Source organism: Serratia sp. M24T3, assembly GCF_000257645.1.
In the GTDB taxonomy this organism is placed as follows: Bacteria; Pseudomonadota; Gammaproteobacteria; order Enterobacterales; family Enterobacteriaceae; genus Rouxiella.
Window position 1 is genome coordinate 209,333 of sequence record NZ_AJHJ01000005.1, and the last position, 18,085, is coordinate 227,417.

The window sequence follows — 18,085 nt, forward strand, 5'->3', positions numbered from 1 at the left end:
AGTGTGAAGATGAGCACCATTGAATTTAGCAGTAGCACTCCGCAGGCGGTTGATGCAGCAAAAACGCCGATTCTGCTGGATGTAAAAGATTTGCGTGTCACTTTTGGCACACCGGACGGGGATGTTACCGCCGTCAACGATTTGAATTTTGACCTGCGTGCTGGTGAAACGCTGGGCATTGTCGGCGAATCCGGGTCTGGTAAATCGCAAACCGCATTTGCACTGATGGGGCTGCTTGCCAGCAACGGGCGCATCGACGGTTCTGCGAAATTTAACGGCAAAGAGATCCTTAACCTGCCGCCAAAACAGCTTAACAAGCTGCGTGCAGAACAGATTTCGATGATTTTCCAAGACCCGATGACCTCGTTGAACCCGTATATGAAAGTCGGCGAACAGCTGATGGAAGTGCTGATGCTGCATAAGAACATGAGCCGTGCAGAGGCGTTCGAAGGTTCGATTCGCATGCTCGATGCAGTAAAAATGCCGGAAGCGCGCAAGCGAATGAAAATGTATCCGCACGAATTCTCCGGCGGGATGCGTCAGCGCGTAATGATTGCCATGGCGCTGTTGTGCAGTCCTAAACTGCTGATTGCCGATGAACCGACTACCGCGCTGGATGTGACTGTTCAGGCACAGATTATGACGCTGCTAAACGATCTAAAACGTGAATTTAACACGGCAATTATCATGATCACTCACGATCTCGGGGTAGTTGCGGGTATTTGCGACAAAGTGCTGGTGATGTACGCCGGGCGGACCATGGAATATGGTCAGGCACGCGACGTGTTTTACCAGCCAAGTCATCCGTACTCTATCGGCCTGCTCAATGCGGTACCGCGTCTGGATGCCGAAGGCGAGTCGCTGTTGACTATCCCCGGTAATCCGCCGAACCTGTTGCGTTTACCTAAAGGGTGTCCATTCCAGCCACGCTGTCCTTACGCGATGGAAGTTTGTGCCAGCGCGCCGCCGCTGGAACGTTTTGGTGATGGCCGCTTGCGCGCCTGCTTCAAGCCTGTGGGGGAGTTAGTATGAGTGAAGTAACCGGTATTTATCCTCCAAAAGCTCAGCCAGAAAGTGACAGAAAAGTGTTGCTGGAAGTCGCCGATCTCAAGGTTCATTTTGACATTAAAGACGGCAAGCAGTGGTTCTGGCAGCCTTCGAAAACCCTGAAAGCAGTAGACGGCGTAACCTTGCGTCTGTACGAAGGCGAAACGCTGGGCGTAGTGGGTGAGTCGGGCTGTGGTAAATCGACTTTTGCCCGTGCGCTGATAGGTTTGGTCAAAGCTACCGACGGACACGTTGCCTGGCTGGGTAAAGATCTGCTGAATATGTCTGATGCCGAATGGCGCAACACCCGCAGCGATATCCAGATGATCTTCCAGGATCCACTCGCCTCGCTGAACCCGCGTATGAACATCGGCGAGATCATTGCCGAACCGCTGCGTACCTATAATCCTAAAATGCCTAAACAGCAGGTCAGGGAGAAGGTCAAGGCGATGATGCTGAAGGTGGGCCTGCTGCCTAACCTGGTTAACCGCTATCCGCATGAGTTCTCGGGTGGCCAGTGTCAGCGTATCGGCATTGCGCGTGCGCTGATACTCGAACCCAAGCTGGTGATTTGTGACGAGCCGGTTTCGGCGCTGGACGTATCAATTCAGGCACAGGTCGTTAACCTGTTGCAGCAGTTGCAGCGTGAGATGGGCCTGTCACTAATCTTTATCGCCCACGACCTGGCGGTGGTGAAGCATATTTCCGATCGTGTGCTGGTGATGTATCTGGGACACGCAGTGGAGCTTGGGACTTATGACGAGGTTTATCATAATCCGCAGCATCCATACACTCGGGCGCTGATGTCTGCGGTGCCGGTGCCGGACCCTGACAAAGAGCGCAACAAGAAGATCCAGCTGTTGGAAGGGGAGTTACCTTCGCCGATCAATCCGCCATCAGGCTGTGTGTTCCGCACCCGCTGCCCGATTGCCGGACCAGAATGCGCCAAAACGCGACCCCTGCTGGAAGGCAGCTTCCGCCATGCGGTGTCGTGCCTGAAGGTCGATCCGCTTTAATCACGTTTCGGCTTATTACAGATAATAAAAAACCCCGCCATTGTTAAGCTGAAAACATGGCGGGGTTTTTTTATGCGTGAAAGAGAATTACTCTTTCCACAGAATATGGCAAAGCTTGTGGTCTTTTTCACGGCACAGCAGCACGCGGGCAAAGACATCGTTGATCGGGTCGCCGTCGGCATCAGCCAGGCCAATGACTACTTCGGCAAAGAAGTCAGGATTGAGGTCATAATCGACGTGCTCGACCCAGTCTTCGGCCGGATCGTATAACTCAGCGCCGCCGCGTTCTTCAAATTGCAGGTTAAATATCAGGATGTCCGCAGGATCCAGGTTATCTCCAGCCAGTTCGAGAAAGATATCATAGGCTTGCTCAAGGGTTTCATCTTCGGTCAGGCGATTGTTCAGATCCATATTCTTCTCTTTCAATAGTTTGTGGTGCGAGTAGCGGCAGACCGCCCGTCACAGGGTCTATTAGAACATTGCCGCCGCCGCTATTACAATAACGGACTGAAAAAGTAGAACAGCCGTTCGACGATTCGGTGCCAGAAAGGCCTTTTTAGCCACTCTTTCGGGTCGAGCAAGCGCGAACGCGCGAGATAATCTTCCTGTACTACGGCCAGATCGGCACCAAAACCGGCATCGTCTATTACCAGTGTAATCTCGAAATTTAACCACAAACTGCGCATGTCGAGATTCACCGTGCCGACCAGGCTTAGCTGCCCGTCGACCAAAATGCTCTTGGTGTGCAGCAATCCGCCCTCGAACTGATAGACCTTCACGCCAGCTTCCAGTAATTCATTAAAGAATGCCCGACTGGCCCAATCGACCATCATGGAATCATTTTTCTTTGGCACAATAATACTGACATCAACACCGCGCTGTGCGGCAGTGCAAATTGCGTGCAATAAATCATCGCTGGGTACGAAATACGGCGTAGTCATCACCAGCTGTTCACGCGCCGAATAGGAAGCAGTCAGCAGCGCCTGATGGATCATGTCTTCCGGGAAGCCTGGCCCGGAGGCGATCACCTGAATTGTATGGCCGCTCTCCTGTTCGAACGGCATCTGATTAACTTCTGGCTCTGGCGGCAGAATGCGTTTTCCGGTTTCGATTTCCCAGTCGCAGGAGTAAACAATACCCATGGTCGTGGCCACCGGGCCTTCCATACGCGCCATTAAATCGACCCACTGACCGACACCCGCATCCTGCTTGAACAGCAGCGGATCAACCATATTCATGCTGCCCGTATAGGCAACGTAATTGTCAATCAGTACTACTTTGCGATGCTGGCGCAGGTCCATGCGGCGCAAAAATACGCGGAAGAGGTTAACTTTCAAAGCTTCTACTACTTCGATACCGGCATTGCGCATCATTGCCGGATACGGACTGCGGAAAAATTGCAGGCTACCTGCCGAGTCGAGCATCAGGCGGCAGTGAACGCCGCGCCGGGAAGCGGCCATCAAAGATTCTGCGACCTGATCGACTAATCCGCCCGGCTGCCAGATATAAAACACCATTTCGATATTATGGCGTGCCAGCTCGATATCACGCATGATCGCTTTCAATGTGTCATCGCTGGTGGTTAGCAGCTGCAACTGGTTGCCTTTTACCCCGGCGATACCCTGGCGACGTTCACACAGTTGGAACAGTGATTTAGCCACGTCACTGTTTTCACTTGCGAAAATACGATGGCAACCCTTGAGGTCGTTTAGCCAGCGGGCGGTTGAAGGCCACATCGCTTTGGCTCGTTCTGCGCGACGTTTCCCCAAATGCAGTTCGCCAAACGACAGATAGGCAATAATCCCCACCAGTGGAATGATAAATATAATCAGCAGCCATGCCATGGCCGAGGGCACCGCGCGGCGCTTCATTAAAATGCGTAACGTGACGCCGGCAATCAATAACCAGTAACCGAAGACCATAAGCCAACTGATTACTGCATAAAATGTTGTCATAAGGGCGAAAAATCCTGTTCGCGAGCAATTTGGTGAGTTTACGCAGAGTGAATCAAAGGTTAAACCTTTTATATAATTTTATCTGCCGCTTCAATCAGCTAGCTCTGATTGAGTTGTAAAAAGGTGAGTAAATTTACGTAGCCTGTAATTAAGCGTAGCTAAAACTATCAATGGCATGAGCGGGATGATCTATAATGTCCGCATTATTTGAAAAGCGGCCCTTATTAAAGGAATAATTGTTGAATGAAACGCAGTAGGAACGAAGTGGCACGATGGCGCATGCTGCGTCAGACTCAAAGAAGGAAGAGCCGTTGGTTGGAGGGGCAGTCGCGACGTTACCGACATATTTATCGAATCCGCGCGATACATTCACTGCAACAACAACGTCTCAGTTTATACACTGTAATTTATGAGTGGTAATCTGCAATCGGCGCAATCAGTGCCTTTTATTAGCACGTTTGGTGATTGAGTTTCGTGCCAAAAATCTCTCAGCCATTATCTTTCATACGAAACAAGGCGCCACATTTTGGGCAAACCAGCGTGGCGTTTTTACGCACTTTCTCGCTAATCTGTTCCGTGGATGCGTGACATTCAGGGCAATTGACCTTAGTTGTTTTACTGGTCAGAAACTTCAATCCGTCGAAGAATGACATAATTGGCTAGCCTCACAGGTAGGGGTACTTAGTCTACCACGTAAGCAGGAGGTTAGCTTGGCAGTTGAGAGTAAAGAAGCAGGACTGTCCTGCTTCTTAGAGTCATGCTCTTGAGTAGGGCTAATTAACTAAAAATTAGATAGTTTTCTTGAACGGCTTAACGGTGACTTTCTGGTATACACCCGCCAGCATATAGGGGTCAACTTCGGCCCAGCTTTGCGCTGCTTCAAGACTTTCAAACTCGGCAATGACCAGCGAACCGGTCATACCTGCATCACCAGGTTCTTCGCTATCAATTGCGGGGAGTGGGCCGCCAACCAATACGCGGCCCATATCTTTAAGCTTTTGCAGGCGTTCGATATGCGCCGGACGCGCAATACGCCTTTTTTCCAGAGAGTCGTGGACATCTTCAGAATAAATCATGTAAAGCATAGGGTCACCTTGTTGTCTTGTGTAAAAAAAACCTGGCGCAGTACGCCAGTGAAGGTGTTTACAATATCGAAACCCCGCGCTGCTGAAAAGGGCGCCGAGTGAATCAAAATCGCAGTATTTGAGAATAGTTTTCATCTCCTTATTGAATATGATTGCTATTTGCATTTAAACTTGCGGATTCACGGGGAAACTGAATTACTATGCAGCCAAGAGCGATGTCTTTAATCAATGCTATGCCATTAAAAAAACAGTCAATCATTCGCAGAGTCACTTTGCCGGCCCTGTTGTCAATCGGGATACATGGTGCAGTCATCGCGGCTTTGCTTTATGTCACCATCAAAGATTCCGTCAAGATGCCGAAACAGGAAGAGCACGTCATGAGCGTGACGATGGTTAATCCGGCAACTTTTGCTCCGCCACCGCCTCCACAGCCCGTGGTTCAACCACAGCCAGAGCCGGAACCGGAACCTGAGGTAAGGCCCGATCCCGTGGTAACGCAACCGGTAGCAATCCCATTACCGGAGCCAAAACCTGAGCCGAAGCCCAAACCTAAACCAAAGCCGGTTAAAAAAGTCATCGAGAAGCCGAGGCCTCATCCACAGCCCAAGCCGGTCGAGAAAACCCATGAGACTGCAAAAACCGAAACCTCGCCGTTGACTTCGCAAAAGGCACCGGTAGCACCTGCGCCTAAACCAGCAGCAGCAACTCAGGGCAGCAGCAGTGGTCCACGTCCGCTCGACAGGACCAAGCCACAGTACCCGGCGCGCGCTTTTGCGCTGCGAATCGAGGGGCGCGTAAAAGTACAGTTCGACGTAGAAAGCGACGGTAGGGTAGACAACATTCGCATTCTCTCTGCCGAGCCGCGCAATATGTTTGAGCGCGAGGTCAAGATGGCGGTAAGTAAATGGCGCTACGAACCTAAAGAGGCTAAAAATCTGACCGTCACGTTGGTGTTTAAAATGAACGGTGGCGGTGGCGTAGAGGATTAAAACTCACTGCCCGTCAGGCCTTAATAAAAAGAGATAAAGCTGCGGTTTTATCTCTTTTTTTATTTGAATTATTCGACGAATTTCCAAACAGATTTCCGCTTTATTGTCTATCCTCTTAATTACCGATGGCTATTTATTCTTTTGATATCACTTAAATAAGAATAAGCGATCTGTAATACCCTTGTTTTTTATATGAATGATTATTGGCAGCCGCGTTTTTTGTCTGGCCCGGACGGGCATTCAAGCTGGCTGTAGTGCCACGATCGTTTCATGTCATTAATTTATAGAGGAAATAATTATGACGCATAATGATCCGACTGTTTATCCGACGCATGATGAGCTAACAACCAGCGCCTACCGTATTAATATCAGACGTATTTCATGGGGCGCTGTGCTCGCAGGTGTCATATTGTCGATTGTGACTTATATGCTGCTTTCGATGCTCGGCACGGCTATCGGTGCATCAACTATAGACCCTCTGCATGAATCAAATCCGGTTAATGGATTAGGAACCGGGGCATTAATCTGGATGCTTGCCAACGTGCTGATTTCCTATGCCGTCGGTGGCTATGTGGCCGGGCATCTGGCAAGAAGAGAAGGGGGATTGCACGGAGTATTGTCCTGGGGCGTAGTGACTCTGATTTCGGCCTATATTGTTGCCACGATCGTGAGTAGCGCGGTGGGCGGAGCCATGAATGTTGCCGGTGAAGGGCTGAAAGCGGTGGGCAGCGGTATTGCCAGCGCAGTGCCACAGGCAGGGAGTATGGTTAAGGACAGGTTGCAGGAGGCCAATATCAATCTTGACGACCTGCAAAATGAATTAACAACCACGCTACGTCAGACCGGTAAGCCGGAGTTGCAGCCTGAGAATCTGCAACGTCAGGCTCAAGCCGCAGGCAATCAGGCGATGCAGCAAACTAATAGCTCTCAGGCTCCTGATCAGGATTTAAAACAGTGGCTTAGCGGCGTCATGCAACGTGGAGACAGCACGCTGCAAGCGGCCGATCGTGATGCGTTGAAAAACATTATCAAGGCTAGAACCGGTAAATCCGACCAGGAAGCCGATCAAATAGTCGATAAAGCCCAGCAGGCCTACACTCAGGCTTATCAGAAATACCAGCAACTGAAGGCCGACGCGGAGCAAAAAGCGCGTGAAGTTGCCGACAAAGCTGCGGCTCAGTTGTCAAAAGCCAGCTGGTTTGCTTTCGTACTGCTGGTGATTGGTGGTGTGATCGCCGGATTCACAGGGCAATTAGGCTATCGTAAACAACCTGATCATCTGGTGTATGGTGAAACTAACACCACGACCCATCTCAAACGTTAATCAGCACGTTAAAAATGGTCAGCATCTACAGGACATGAATTAAAAAGCAACCGTGGGTATGAGGGTTTTGATGACAACCGTGATTCGCGGCCAGGCGATTGGCCGCGAATCACGCATTTAGAGGCAAATATTCACTTAATGTTCTAAGGTGTCACCCGAATCTACGCTGAAGTGACTGCGTCCGTCAGGCAAAGTACGGGACTTGCCCTCATCGTCTACTGCAACATAAGTAAAGACCGCTTCGGTGGCAATATATCGCTGACCGATCGGCTCTGAGGACACTTTTTTGACCCACACTTCAACATTGATAGTAATTGAACTATTGCCGGTTTTAATGCAGCGCGCATAAACGCAAACCACATCACCAACGGCTACAGGTTTAAGAAAGGTCATGCCGTCAACGCGAACGGTAACAACGCGACCTTTGGCAATTTCTTTCGCCTGGATAGCACCGCCCATGTCCATCTGCGCCATTAACCAACCGCCAAAAATATCGCCGTTTGCATTGGTGTCTGCAGGCATCGCCAATGTGCGTAACACCATCTCGCCATTGGGTAATTTATGTTTATCGTTCATATAGGCTTCACATTGAAAGAATTGAGAATGCATCCCCAATCTTTCAACCTGCAGAAGCGTTGGCTTGTAGCATAATGCCGCCTCCCTGCAAGTTGAAAGCAAGTGGGGACCTTCAACTAGCTGACGTCGTAATGACGACTATTTTTTTTCTTCTTTTTCTTCTTCAGGCATATGTCTGAAGATGTAAATGCCACTTAACAGCGTGAATAGCAAGGTCAGAACGGTGAGTCCAAATACCTTGAAGTTTACCCAAACGTTTTCAGGCAACCAGAACGCCACATAAATGTTTGCCAGGCCACAAATCAGGAAGAAAATTGCCCAGGCGATGTTCAGTTTGCCCCAAACCGCATCCGGTAAGGTCAGCTCTTTACCTAGCATCCGTTGAATCAACGGTTTTTTTAAAATCAACTGACTCACCAACAGTGCGCCCGAGAACAGCACGTAGATCACTGTGACTTTCCATTTGATAAACAAATCGTCATGGAAGACCAGGGTCAAGGTGCCAAATACGGCGACCATAATGAAAGTAATCAGCGTCATTTTTTCCACTTTACGGTATTTGATCCAGGTAAAGATCAAAGCTAGCGCAGTGGCGGCGATTAACGCGCCGGATGCAACGTAAATGTCGTAGAGCTTATAAAAAACAAAAAAACAATCAGGGGAAGAAAATCAAGGAGCTGCTTCATACTTCATTCCATATTATAGGTAAGCCCTGACTATACCTGATCCTTTTGTGCCTTCAAAATAGACACCGTTTTTCAGCCAGTACAGTACAGCATTACCGAATCTGACAACTTTGCCAGCGTTATTAGTCAATTGAGGCGCTTGTTTGCAGTTGGTTACATTATCCCCGTCAACGACGTAAATTAATGACCTCAGCGCAAAACAAAGGGGCGTCACAGCGCCCCTGATTCAAAAGCAAAACGCATTTAAACGCGCAGTTTGCTGTACAGCCGGAACAAGTAGATTAGCAAAAAGGCTGAAATCAAATTGCTCACCGCACTAAATACAACGGCAACGACCTGCGGCTCGAGGAATTTAAGATGACTCACGGCCAGCAGCACCAGCATTTTAGCCGCTAACCACAGCATGATGGCTGGAACAATCAGGCGAGTGTTGGCAAAGGCCAGTTTGGCGCTGAGTTTGATGGATTTGAAGATGCCGATTTTTTCAGTGGAAACGATCACCGGAGCAAAAGATACAGCAACGGCGATGATCAGGCCCGGCACAATAAACAACGTCAAGCCAAGCTGAACGATCAGGGTACACAAGAACATCAGCAGCAAAATACGCGGTAAAGTTGGAGCGGATGCGCCAATCGAGCGCAGTGCGCTGGTGCGCGTTCCGGCAGAAACCTGCTGGATAAGCGTCATCATGCCACCCACCAGCAGCACATTTCCGACCAGAGCAGAAAACGTTGCCGCTGCCGAAACCTTAAGCAGCACCATTTGCTGCTCGGGGCTCATTGACTGAATAATCTCCTGGATACTCATGCCTGCGGTATCGGAAAGTGAACCACTGCCGCTGGTAAGCATGCTGAGCTGATCGCTATCCGGGGTGAAAGCGTGATTTAAAATGACGGTAATAAATGCGGTCAACAGCGCCAGCAGCAAAATACTGCCAAGTTGATTACGCAAAAAATTGAAACTGTCACGGTACAACGTACTGGCCGTGATAGGCATGAAGGCTCCTAAGGGTATCTATAATATTTTCCGAACCCGGATTGTACCCTGTAATTGCTGCTCTGGCATCCTGACAATCCGAGTAATCCTGCTTCTTACGTAGTCTTACCTTTGGCGTTTTTTTGAGCAGCGCTTATGGCGGGAAATTTAGCGTTAATAACAGGATTTTAAAGCAATAAATAAGCGGACAATCAAATTTTAAAATAATTCATGCATCGGATAAATAAATGAAAATTCGCACCTTTTGCGTAAAGAGGCTTGCTTGTTTCATTTTGTAAAACTAGGATGCAGGGAGTTTATTCACCATAGCTGCGAATATGAAAATTTTATTAATAAGACGCGATAATATCGGGGATCTCATCCTCACGACCCCTCTTATTGCTACGCTTGCAGGGCAGGAAAACACCAGACTTGATTTGTTGGTGAATACTTATAATAAAGATGTTCTGGAAGGTAATCCGCATATTGGCAAAGTGCATCTTTATTGCAAATCACATCACCGCAAGCCGGGGCAGACCCTGTTAGGTGTTTACTGGCAGCGTCTTAAAACAATTTTCGAAATCCGCATGGCGGGTTATGACGTTGCAATTGTGGGCAGCAGCGACAAACGTCCTTTACAGTGGGCGAAAATGTCCGGTGCAAAACGTATTATTGCCGTTGGCGGCGAGGGGCAAGGGCCTGATTGTGTCACTGACAAGATAGCCAAAGTTCAAGGCCAGCATATTGTTGAAGAGCTAAATTCGCTGGCGACTCCACTGGGGATCGACCAGCCGCCAGGCCCGCTTGAACTTTACGTATCATCGATTGAAGTCGCTAAAATGGCGGAAAAGTTCTCGATAAATCGTGACAAGCCGGTTTATGGCGTGCAAATCAGTTCACGCAAGCCACAGCAGCGCTGGCAGATAGAAAAATTCATTGAGTTGATTCAACGGCTGAGCACGAAAGAAAATTGCCAGATTATTCTTTTCTGGTCTCCGGGTGCCGATGATAACCCAGAGCATCCTGGCGACGACCAAAAAGCGCAGCAAATAGTTGATGCCTGTAAAAACACGCAGTTGATCCCCTTACCAACCAGCAGTATTCGCGAACTGATGGCCGCGATGTCGCTGTGTGATCAGATTATTACCAGCGATGGCGGAGCGTTACACATTGCTGTGGGTGTTCAAAAGCCGGTTGTCGCACTGTTCGGCAACAGCGATGCTGAATATTGGGCACCGTGGAAGGTTCCTTGCGCAATAATCAAAGGGCCGGATGAAAACGTCGGCAAGTTGAGTGTTGACCAAGTCTTTGAGCAGTTTATTGCCTTGCGAGTCAAAGTATTGGCGGCAAAGCCTGTTAATCACGGCTGATGCCCAATCCTTAAGTCGTGCATCGTTATAACTATTCTCTCTAGATAAACGCCGGAGCTTTCCGGCGTTTTACTTTGTGTGCAATCCCAAACAACTATTCATTTCACATCACTTCACATCACGATATCCAGCAGCGGTATTGCCGCGACCAGCGGTGGTAAACCGTAGCGTGCACGGGCACGATCGCAGGCTTCATTAGTTACTCCGTTTAATCCCGATTGATCAAACTCCCGACAGGGCGTGGGGCGATTCAAATAGATAGAGCAGGAAACTGCCTCACCGATTTCCCCCTCCAGCGCGACGCAGCGGGGCGAACGAGCATTGGTGCCCTGCATACAGCTGAGAAAAGGAGTGACTTGTTCTGTCAATGCTTGCGGAACAACGCCGCCAGCTTCTTCAGATTCAGCCCAATAAAATGAAACGCGGAAATAGGCGCAACATGCGCCACAGGTAATACATGGGTTATCAATATCGCTCATCTTGGAAGCTACCGTAAACGGAAACATAAAACCAAAACCAACAGTGAGCGTAAAAATTACTCACTCCACATTTTTTCCGCAACTGATATTTGATTACCAGTCGTAAGGAGTAAAAAGGCCTTTTATTGATCTAGATCAATTCCTTTGTTTTTAATGATTTAGAATCAATTTAACGAAGTGCATTTACATCAGTTTTCATATAAAAATCTGAACTTGATACGGTAAATGATTTGCGGAGTGTGGCTAAATACCCGCGGACACAGATAACCATAACGAGGGAAAGGATAATGAAAGCAGCATATTGGGCACTGCTCGCAGCAGCCGCTTTGCCAACGGTAGCCAGTGCCAATCAGGCAGGTGATGTCATCGTTCGCGTCGGTACCGCAACGGTAGTGCCTTCGGCAAATTCGCCGAGCGTATTGGGATCGCTGGGGTCATTTCACGCCAGTAACAATACCCAAATGGGCCTGACGCTAGGGTATATGTGGACAGACAACATAGGTATGGAACTGCTGGCCGCCACGCCGTTCAAGCATAAAATCGGCCTGCGCAGCACGGGTACTATAGCCTCGGTGCGCCAGTTGCCACCCACGCTGATGGCGCAATATTATTTCGGCAGCAAAGAAGACAAGCTGCGACCTTATCTCGGCGCGGGTGTTAACTACACCAACTTCTACGGTGCACATTTCAACCAAACGGGGAAAGACGCCGGGCTAAGCGACCTCAGCATGTCTAACTCCTGGGGTTTCGCAGGGCAGGCGGGTGTTGACTACAACATTGATAAAAATTGGTTGGTCAATGCTTCAGTGTGGTGGATGGACATTAATTCCAAAGCCAAATTCAAAGCGGGCGAAGACCAACAATCGGTACACACGCAGCTTAACCCATGGGTATTTATGTTCGCGGTAGGTTACAGGTTCTAATTATTGGCATGGCGTAAGAAACGAAAAAGGCGTCATCGCGACGCCTTTGAGCTAATGCTTGAACACTACTCTACACTAATCGGTTATTTGATTTGTGTATCATTTTCTACTGAACGAACACCGGCTACGCCACGGGTAACAGCGACGGCTTTTTGTGCTTCAGCGGCTGAAGATACAAAGCCACTCAGTTGAACACGGCCTTTGAAAGTTTCTACACTGATTTCACGTGACTTGATATTGTCGTCCGCGAGCAGGGCAGATTTAACTTTGGTGGTCACCACGGTGTCATCAAGATAACCACCGGTTCCTTCCTGCTTAGGTGTTGGGGCACAGGCAGCAAGGGTTGTAACCACTACCGCTGCCATACAAATAGCCGAAAGACTTTTTAATAGCTTCATTTTTAACTCTCCATGCGATGTGTTATCACAAACTATCCAATTCACCCAATAAACTTATTCGGCACTTTATCTCTTAAAAGACCCTTTACAAGTATGGCAATACTTTAGGAGACAAGTACATGATTAAGAATAATAAACTATCTGCCCAGTAAGTGTGGTTCAAAAGTGCGGGAAGTACAGTGTCAGGCGGTAAAAAAGTTAAACAGGTTGAAAAAAATAAAGCCCCGCTCACAGTAATGGCGGGGCTTTGCAGACTGTCTGGCTAAAAAACTTAGCGGCGAGTGGCGGCTTTCATTTCAGTAACAAAACGCGACAGCTGAGCCAGCATCTCTGCCGGATCATGCTGATTATTCTCGATGATACGAACAATCGCCGAACCTGAAATGGCTCCGGCAGCGCCTGCCGCCAGCGATTCTTTGACCTGAGAAGGTTCGGAGATACCAAAGCCCTGCAGCGGCGGCGCGGCGTTATACTCGCGCAGTTTGTCAATCAGATGGTTCAGTGGAGTAACCGCACGCTTTTCTGTGCCGGTAACGCCCGCACGAGACAGCAGATAGGTGTATCCGCGGCCATGAGAGGCGATTTCACGCAGCAGGTCGTCGCTGGCATTCGGCGGACAAATAAAGATAGGAGCGATGCCGTGACGCAAAGCCGCAGCGCGATAAGGTGCCGACTCTTCCAACGGTACATCAGCGACCAATACCGAATCGACGCCGACCTGAGCGCAGCGCTCGTAGAAGGTATCGATACCTTTGTGGAACACCAGATTGGCATACATCAGCAGGCCGATCGGAATATCCGGATGCTTTTCACGAATTTTTTCCAGCAGCACAAAACACTGAGTTGGCGTTACGCCAGCAGCGAAGGCGCGCAGGTTGGCATTCTGAATCGTCGGGCCGTCTGCCAGCGGATCAGAGAACGGAATGCCCAACTCCAACGCATCGGCACCCGCCTCAATCAACGTATCGATGATTGCGAGTGAAAGCTCTGGATTTGGGTCACCGAGGGTGACGAAAGGAACGAAAGCGCCTTCTTTTTGACTTTCAAGACGCTTGAATAGTTGTTGATAGCGCTCCATCAGATCTCTCCCCGGGCAGTCAAAATATCGTGTACGGTAAATATGTCTTTGTCGCCGCGCCCAGAAAGGTTGACTACCAAAATCTGTTCTTTCTGCGGATCCTGTTTGATCATTTTCAGGGCATAGGCCAGCGCATGCGATGACTCAAGTGCAGGGATGATCCCTTCATTGCGTGACAGTGATTTAAACGCTTCCAGCGCTTCGTCATCGGTAATCGACACGTATTCCGCGCGGCCAATACTGTTCAGATGCGCATGTTGCGGGCCCACTGACGGGAAGTCGAGACCGGCAGAGATGGAGTAAGACTCTTCAATCTGGCCTTCTGAGGTCTGCATCATTGGCGCTTTCATGCCGAAATAAATACCCACCGGAGCATGTTTCAACGGTGCGCCGTGCTGGCCGGTTTCAATCCCCAGGCCAGCAGGCTCAACGCCAATCAGCCTGACGCTGGTGTCGTCGATAAAGTCGGCAAACATGCCGATTGCATTGGAACCGCCGCCTACGCAGGCAATTACCGCGTCTGGCAGGCAGCCTTCACGCTCTTGCATCTGCGCCTTGGTTTCTTCACCGATCATGCGCTGGAATTCACGCACGATTGTAGGGTAAGGATGCGGACCCGCTGCGGTTCCCAGCATGTAGTGCGCCGTCTCGTAGCTGCCAGACCAGTCGCGCAGCGCCTCGTTACAGGCATCTTTCAGCGTGGCGGAACCGCTGTGGACTGGAATGACTTCGGCCCCCATCAAGCGCATACGAAATACGTTAGGTGATTGACGTTCAACGTCTTTTGCGCCCATATAAATACGACATTTCAGGCCGAGCAGAGCACAGGCCAGCGCCGACGCCACGCCGTGCTGTCCGGCACCGGTCTCGGCGATGATTTCGGTTTTACCCATGCGTTTGGCCAGCAATGCCTGACCCAGCACCTGGTTAGTCTTGTGCGCGCCGCCGTGCAGCAAGTCTTCGCGTTTAAGATAAAGCTTGGTGTGAGTCCCGGCAGTCAGGTTTTTACACAGCGTCAGCGCAGTAGGGCGGCCAGCGTAGTTTTTCAGCAGGTCGATAAACTCGGCCTGGAACTCCGGATCGCGCTGGGCGTTAACGAAAGCTTCTTCCAGCTGGATAAGCGCGGGCATTAGAATTTGTGGCACATACATGCCACCAAATTCGCCGAAGTACGGATTAAGTAAAGTCATTTTCTGTTCCTTTAACACTCAATTAGTAAGCGCGCAGCGTCTGGAATACGGCGGTAATCTTGTCCGCATCTTTAATTCCAGGTTCGCGTTCGACACCTGAGTTGAAATCCAGTCCAGCGCAGCCAAGCTGTGCGGCCTGCACGCAGTTATCTGCACCCAGTCCACCGGCCAGCAGCACGTTATCAAGCTTTTCGCCAGCCAGTTTGCTCCAGTCAAAACGCTGACCCGTGCCGCCTTTGCCGTTATCCAGCACATAGCGTTCAACATGTTGCAGGTCGCGGGCCGGGACCGAATCTTTCACGCTCAGCGCTTTCCAGACCTGGCATCCCTGCGGCAAGATTTCGCGCAGATGATTGATATAAGTCTGGTCTTCATCACCGTGCAGCTGTACCGCAAACAGGTTCAATGCCTTGGCTTTTTCTGCAACTTCGGCGATATCGGCATCGCGGAACACGCCAACATACTTCAGTGGCGCACCGCTTTGAACCTGGCGCGCCTGAGTGCTGTCGATAAAGCGTGGCGAACCTGCAACGAAAATCAATCCGCCATAGATAGCACCCGCCTGATAGGCCACGTTGGCATCCTGTGGTCGAGTGAGTCCGCAGACCTTGTTTTCGCCAAGCAGTACGCGGCGAACCGCGCTGGTCAAATCTTTTTCCGACATCAGAGCACTGCCGATCAAAAAGCCGTTGGCAAAGCGGCACAGTTCGCGAATATGTGCATAATCGTTGATGCCTGACTCGCTAATGACTGTTACGCCGTGCGCCACGCGCGGAGCCAGTTCGCGGGTGCGGTTGAGATCGATCGACAAATCGCGCAGGTCGCGGTTATTAATGCCGACCACTTTGGCGTTAAGTTCATTCGCTCGCTCAAGCTCTTCAGCATTGCTGGCTTCGGTCAGCACGCCCATGTTCAGGCTGTGTGCCACGGCAGCAAGCTGGACATATTGCTCATCATTCAAGACTGAAAGCATCAGCAGGATGGCATCGGCCTGATAAAAACGCGCCAGGTGAATCTGATAAGGGTCAATAATAAAATCTTTGCACAGCACTGGCTGAGTGACCGCTGCGCTGACCAGCGGCAGAAAATCGAAGCTGCCCTGGAAGTATTTTTCATCAGTCAGAACCGAAATAGCTGAGGCGAAGTCTTTATAAACGCCTGCGATTTCAACCGGGTCAAAGTTTTCGCGAATAGTGCCTTTTGACGGCGAGGCCTTCTTGCATTCGAGAATGAAAGCGGTTCTGGCCCCTTTCAGCGCATGATAAAAGTTGCGTTCGCTGGGTTTGATATCGTTCTGAAAACTGGCCAGCGGTTGCTGTTCTTTGCGTGCCGCGACCCAAACTTCTTTATCGCGGACAATCTTGTGGAGCACGGTTTCCTGCTGCATCACTTATCCTCTTGCTGCCAATGCGGTAACACGCTGGAAAGGTTCTCCGCTGCGCATTACTGCCAAAGCTTTTTGTGCGTTTTGTTTTAAATCTTCCTGGCCAAACAGGCGCAGTAACATGGCGACATTTACAGCTACTGCGGCCTCGTGCGCCGGTTCGCCATTACCTTGTAACAAGCGTGCCAGAATGTCACGGTTTTCTTCAGGTTCGCCGCCGAGCAGGGCAGAGATAGGATAATTATCCAATCCAAAGTCCTGTGGCGTCAGTTCATAAGTCTCAATTTCGCCATTTTTCAGTTCGGCAACCTGGGTAGGCGCGTGGATAGCGACTTCATCCATGCCGCCACCGTGAACTACCGCGGCGCGCTCATAGCCAAGCGTGCGCAGGGTTTCGGCGATCGGGCGAACCAGCTCGGGGCTGTAAACGCCAATCAGCGCCAGCGGCGGTCGTGCCGGGTTAATCAGCGGACCCAAAACGTTAAACAGCGTGCGCGTTTTCAGCGCTTTACGTACCGGCATTGCATGGCGAAAACCGGTGTGATATTGCGGTGCAAACAGAAAGCAGACACCCAAGTCATCCAGCGCGGAGCGCGACTGTTCTGCCGGCATGTTCAGATTGATGCCAAAGGCGGCCAGCAAATCCGAAGAGCCTGAACGACTCGACACACTGCGGTTACCGTGTTTGGCAATTCTTATGCCACAGCAGGCAGCGACAAAAGCACTGGCAGTCGAGATATTAATGCTGTTGGTGCCGTCACCGCCGGTCCCGACGATATCGGCAAACGGGTAATCAGGACGCGGGAAAGGCAGGGCATCAGCCAGCAAGGCCTGCGCGGCTCCGGCAATCTCTGCCGGCTGTTCGCCGCGCACTTTCATACTGATTAGCGCGGCCGCCAACTGTGCTGGCTCAAGCTCGCCGTTAACAATCGCAGTGAACAGCGCATGGCTCTCTTCCTGCGTCATCGTTTTTGCCTGGTAAAGGTTTTCCAAAATACCTGGGATAGTTTGCGTTTCCATGACAAATCTCCTTACGCCAAAGCCCAGGCCAATGTCTGTTCTAACAGACGGGCACCCTGAGAAGTTAAAATAGATTCCGGGTGGAACTGGAAACCGCAGACTCGGTCTTTATCATGACGAACCGCCATCACCATATCTCCAAAGCGGGCATTGACTGTCAGCCCCTCGGGAATATTGCTGCCGACCAGTGAGTGATAACGTGCGACCGGCAGCGGATTATTCATGCCGGCGAACATGCCCTGATTGTCGTGAGTAATAGATGAGGCTTTACCGTGCAGGATTTCCCCTGCCTGCCCGACGTGGCCACCATAGGTCTCAACAATCGCCTGATGGCCAAGACAGATGCCGATAATCGGTAGATTACCGCGCAGACGGCGCAGCAATTCAGGCATGCATCCGGCCTCTGAAGGCGTTCCCGGACCTGGCGACAGCAGCAACACCGGTTTTTCCATCTGACTCAGTTTGTCGATAATCACGTCGGCAGGGATCTGATTACGATAAATCACCACGTTGTGTCCGCTGGAACGCAGCTGATCTACCAGGTTGTAGGTAAATGAGTCTACATTGTCGATCAGTAAAATGTCGGCCAT

Annotated in this window: 18 protein-coding genes and 2 pseudogenes; 7 read left to right on the forward strand and 13 right to left on the reverse strand. The window is 50.4% G+C overall.

What is annotated here, in order from left to right; translation table 11 throughout:
* Window positions 1-9: 9 nt before the first annotated feature.
* Window positions 10-1,032, forward strand: coding sequence for an ABC transporter ATP-binding protein (locus SPM24T3_RS06745; RefSeq protein ID WP_009635974.1), 1,023 nt, complete (start codon window positions 10-12; stop codon window positions 1,030-1,032).
* Window positions 1,029-2,063, forward strand: a complete 1,035-nt coding sequence (gene oppF, locus SPM24T3_RS06750; protein ID WP_009635975.1) for a murein tripeptide/oligopeptide ABC transporter ATP binding protein OppF — start codon at window positions 1,029-1,031, stop codon at window positions 2,061-2,063. The genes SPM24T3_RS06745 and oppF overlap by 4 nt, the downstream gene beginning before the upstream one ends.
* 87 nt (window positions 2,064-2,150) lie before the next feature.
* On the opposite strand, the gene SPM24T3_RS06755 is transcribed toward oppF, so the two are convergent.
* Both SPM24T3_RS06755 and cls read right to left on the reverse strand, forming a co-directional pair.
* Window positions 2,151-2,474 carry an HI1450 family dsDNA-mimic protein gene (locus SPM24T3_RS06755; RefSeq protein ID WP_009635976.1) on the reverse strand — a complete coding sequence of 108 codons (324 nt, stop codon included), beginning with the start codon at window positions 2,472-2,474 and terminating at the stop codon, window positions 2,151-2,153.
* Between the two features lie 83 nt (window positions 2,475-2,557).
* The gene (gene cls, locus SPM24T3_RS06760) at window positions 2,558-4,018 is read right to left on the reverse strand and encodes a cardiolipin synthase (RefSeq protein WP_009635977.1); all 1,461 of its coding nucleotides are present in this window, start codon (window positions 4,016-4,018) and stop codon (window positions 2,558-2,560) included.
* Window positions 4,019-4,261: 243 nt separating this feature from the next.
* Here cls and SPM24T3_RS25290 point away from each other — a divergent pair, with 243 nt between their 5' ends.
* Window positions 4,262-4,438 carry a YciY family protein gene (locus SPM24T3_RS25290; RefSeq protein ID WP_086013218.1) on the forward strand — a complete coding sequence of 59 codons (177 nt, stop codon included), beginning with the start codon at window positions 4,262-4,264 and terminating at the stop codon, window positions 4,436-4,438.
* A gap of 68 nt (window positions 4,439-4,506) precedes the next feature.
* Here the strand turns inward: SPM24T3_RS25290 and SPM24T3_RS25850 are convergent, their stop codons facing one another.
* Entirely contained in the window at window positions 4,507-4,671 is a 165-nt protein-coding gene (locus SPM24T3_RS25850; RefSeq protein ID WP_009635978.1) for a YnfU family zinc-binding protein, read from the reverse strand.
* Window positions 4,672-4,806: 135 nt separating this feature from the next.
* The gene (locus tag SPM24T3_RS06765) at window positions 4,807-5,103 is read right to left on the reverse strand and encodes a YciI family protein (protein ID WP_009635979.1); all 297 of its coding nucleotides are present in this window, start codon (window positions 5,101-5,103) and stop codon (window positions 4,807-4,809) included.
* A 233-nt stretch (window positions 5,104-5,336) separates the two neighbouring features.
* On the opposite strand from SPM24T3_RS06765, the gene SPM24T3_RS06770 reads away from it, so the two are divergent.
* Together SPM24T3_RS06770 and SPM24T3_RS06775 are read left to right on the forward strand one after the other, a co-directional pair.
* Entirely contained in the window at window positions 5,337-6,092 is a 756-nt protein-coding gene (locus tag SPM24T3_RS06770) for an energy transducer TonB (protein ID WP_037377821.1), read from the forward strand.
* 298 nt (window positions 6,093-6,390) lie between these two features.
* Window positions 6,391-7,416, forward strand: coding sequence for a hypothetical protein (locus SPM24T3_RS06775; RefSeq protein ID WP_009635981.1), 1,026 nt, complete (start codon window positions 6,391-6,393; stop codon window positions 7,414-7,416).
* Between the two features lie 135 nt (window positions 7,417-7,551).
* Here SPM24T3_RS06775 and yciA read toward each other — a convergent pair whose 3' ends face one another.
* The 3 genes and pseudogenes from yciA to SPM24T3_RS06790 all read right to left on the reverse strand — a co-directional run bounded on the left by yciA (window position 7,552) and on the right by SPM24T3_RS06790 (window position 9,674).
* A complete protein-coding gene (gene yciA / locus SPM24T3_RS06780; protein WP_037377773.1) occupies window positions 7,552-7,992 on the reverse strand; it encodes an acyl-CoA thioester hydrolase YciA in 441 nt (146 codons plus the stop codon).
* Window positions 7,993-8,130: 138 nt separating this feature from the next.
* Window positions 8,131-8,678, reverse strand: a pseudogene (locus SPM24T3_RS06785) (septation protein A).
* A 243-nt stretch (window positions 8,679-8,921) separates the two neighbouring features.
* The gene (locus SPM24T3_RS06790; protein WP_009635984.1) at window positions 8,922-9,674 is read right to left on the reverse strand and encodes a YciC family protein; all 753 of its coding nucleotides are present in this window, start codon (window positions 9,672-9,674) and stop codon (window positions 8,922-8,924) included.
* Window positions 9,675-9,991: 317 nt separating this feature from the next.
* On the opposite strand from SPM24T3_RS06790, the gene SPM24T3_RS06795 reads away from it, so the two are divergent.
* Window positions 9,992-11,023 (forward strand): glycosyltransferase family 9 protein, encoded by a 1,032-nt coding sequence (locus SPM24T3_RS06795; protein ID WP_009635985.1) that lies wholly within the window; start codon window positions 9,992-9,994, stop codon window positions 11,021-11,023.
* A gap of 113 nt (window positions 11,024-11,136) precedes the next feature.
* Here SPM24T3_RS06795 and SPM24T3_RS06800 read toward each other — a convergent pair whose 3' ends face one another.
* Entirely contained in the window at window positions 11,137-11,502 is a 366-nt protein-coding gene (locus tag SPM24T3_RS06800; RefSeq protein WP_009635986.1) for a YkgJ family cysteine cluster protein, read from the reverse strand.
* A gap of 287 nt (window positions 11,503-11,789) precedes the next feature.
* Here SPM24T3_RS06800 and ompW point away from each other — a divergent pair, with 287 nt between their 5' ends.
* Entirely contained in the window at window positions 11,790-12,425 is a 636-nt protein-coding gene (gene ompW / locus SPM24T3_RS06805) for an outer membrane protein OmpW (protein ID WP_009635987.1), read from the forward strand.
* Window positions 12,426-12,508: 83 nt separating this feature from the next.
* Here the strand turns inward: ompW and SPM24T3_RS06810 are convergent, their stop codons facing one another.
* The 5 genes and pseudogenes from SPM24T3_RS06810 to trpD form a co-directional block, all read right to left on the reverse strand.
* Window positions 12,509-12,823, reverse strand: coding sequence for a BON domain-containing protein (locus SPM24T3_RS06810; RefSeq protein ID WP_009635988.1), 315 nt, complete (start codon window positions 12,821-12,823; stop codon window positions 12,509-12,511).
* A gap of 271 nt (window positions 12,824-13,094) precedes the next feature.
* Entirely contained in the window at window positions 13,095-13,901 is an 807-nt protein-coding gene (gene trpA, locus SPM24T3_RS06815; RefSeq protein WP_009635989.1) for a tryptophan synthase subunit alpha, read from the reverse strand.
* Window positions 13,901-15,091 (reverse strand): tryptophan synthase subunit beta, encoded by a 1,191-nt coding sequence (trpB, locus tag SPM24T3_RS06820; RefSeq protein WP_009635990.1) that lies wholly within the window; start codon window positions 15,089-15,091, stop codon window positions 13,901-13,903. Before trpB ends, trpA begins: the two co-directional genes overlap by 1 nt.
* Before the next feature lie 22 nt (window positions 15,092-15,113).
* On the reverse strand, window positions 15,114-16,478 hold the full coding sequence (gene trpCF / locus SPM24T3_RS06825; RefSeq protein ID WP_009635991.1) for a bifunctional indole-3-glycerol-phosphate synthase TrpC/phosphoribosylanthranilate isomerase TrpF: 1,365 nt from the start codon (window positions 16,476-16,478) through the stop codon (window positions 15,114-15,116).
* Between the two features lie 3 nt (window positions 16,479-16,481).
* Window positions 16,482-18,085, reverse strand: a pseudogene (gene trpD, locus SPM24T3_RS25855) (bifunctional anthranilate synthase glutamate amidotransferase component TrpG/anthranilate phosphoribosyltransferase TrpD).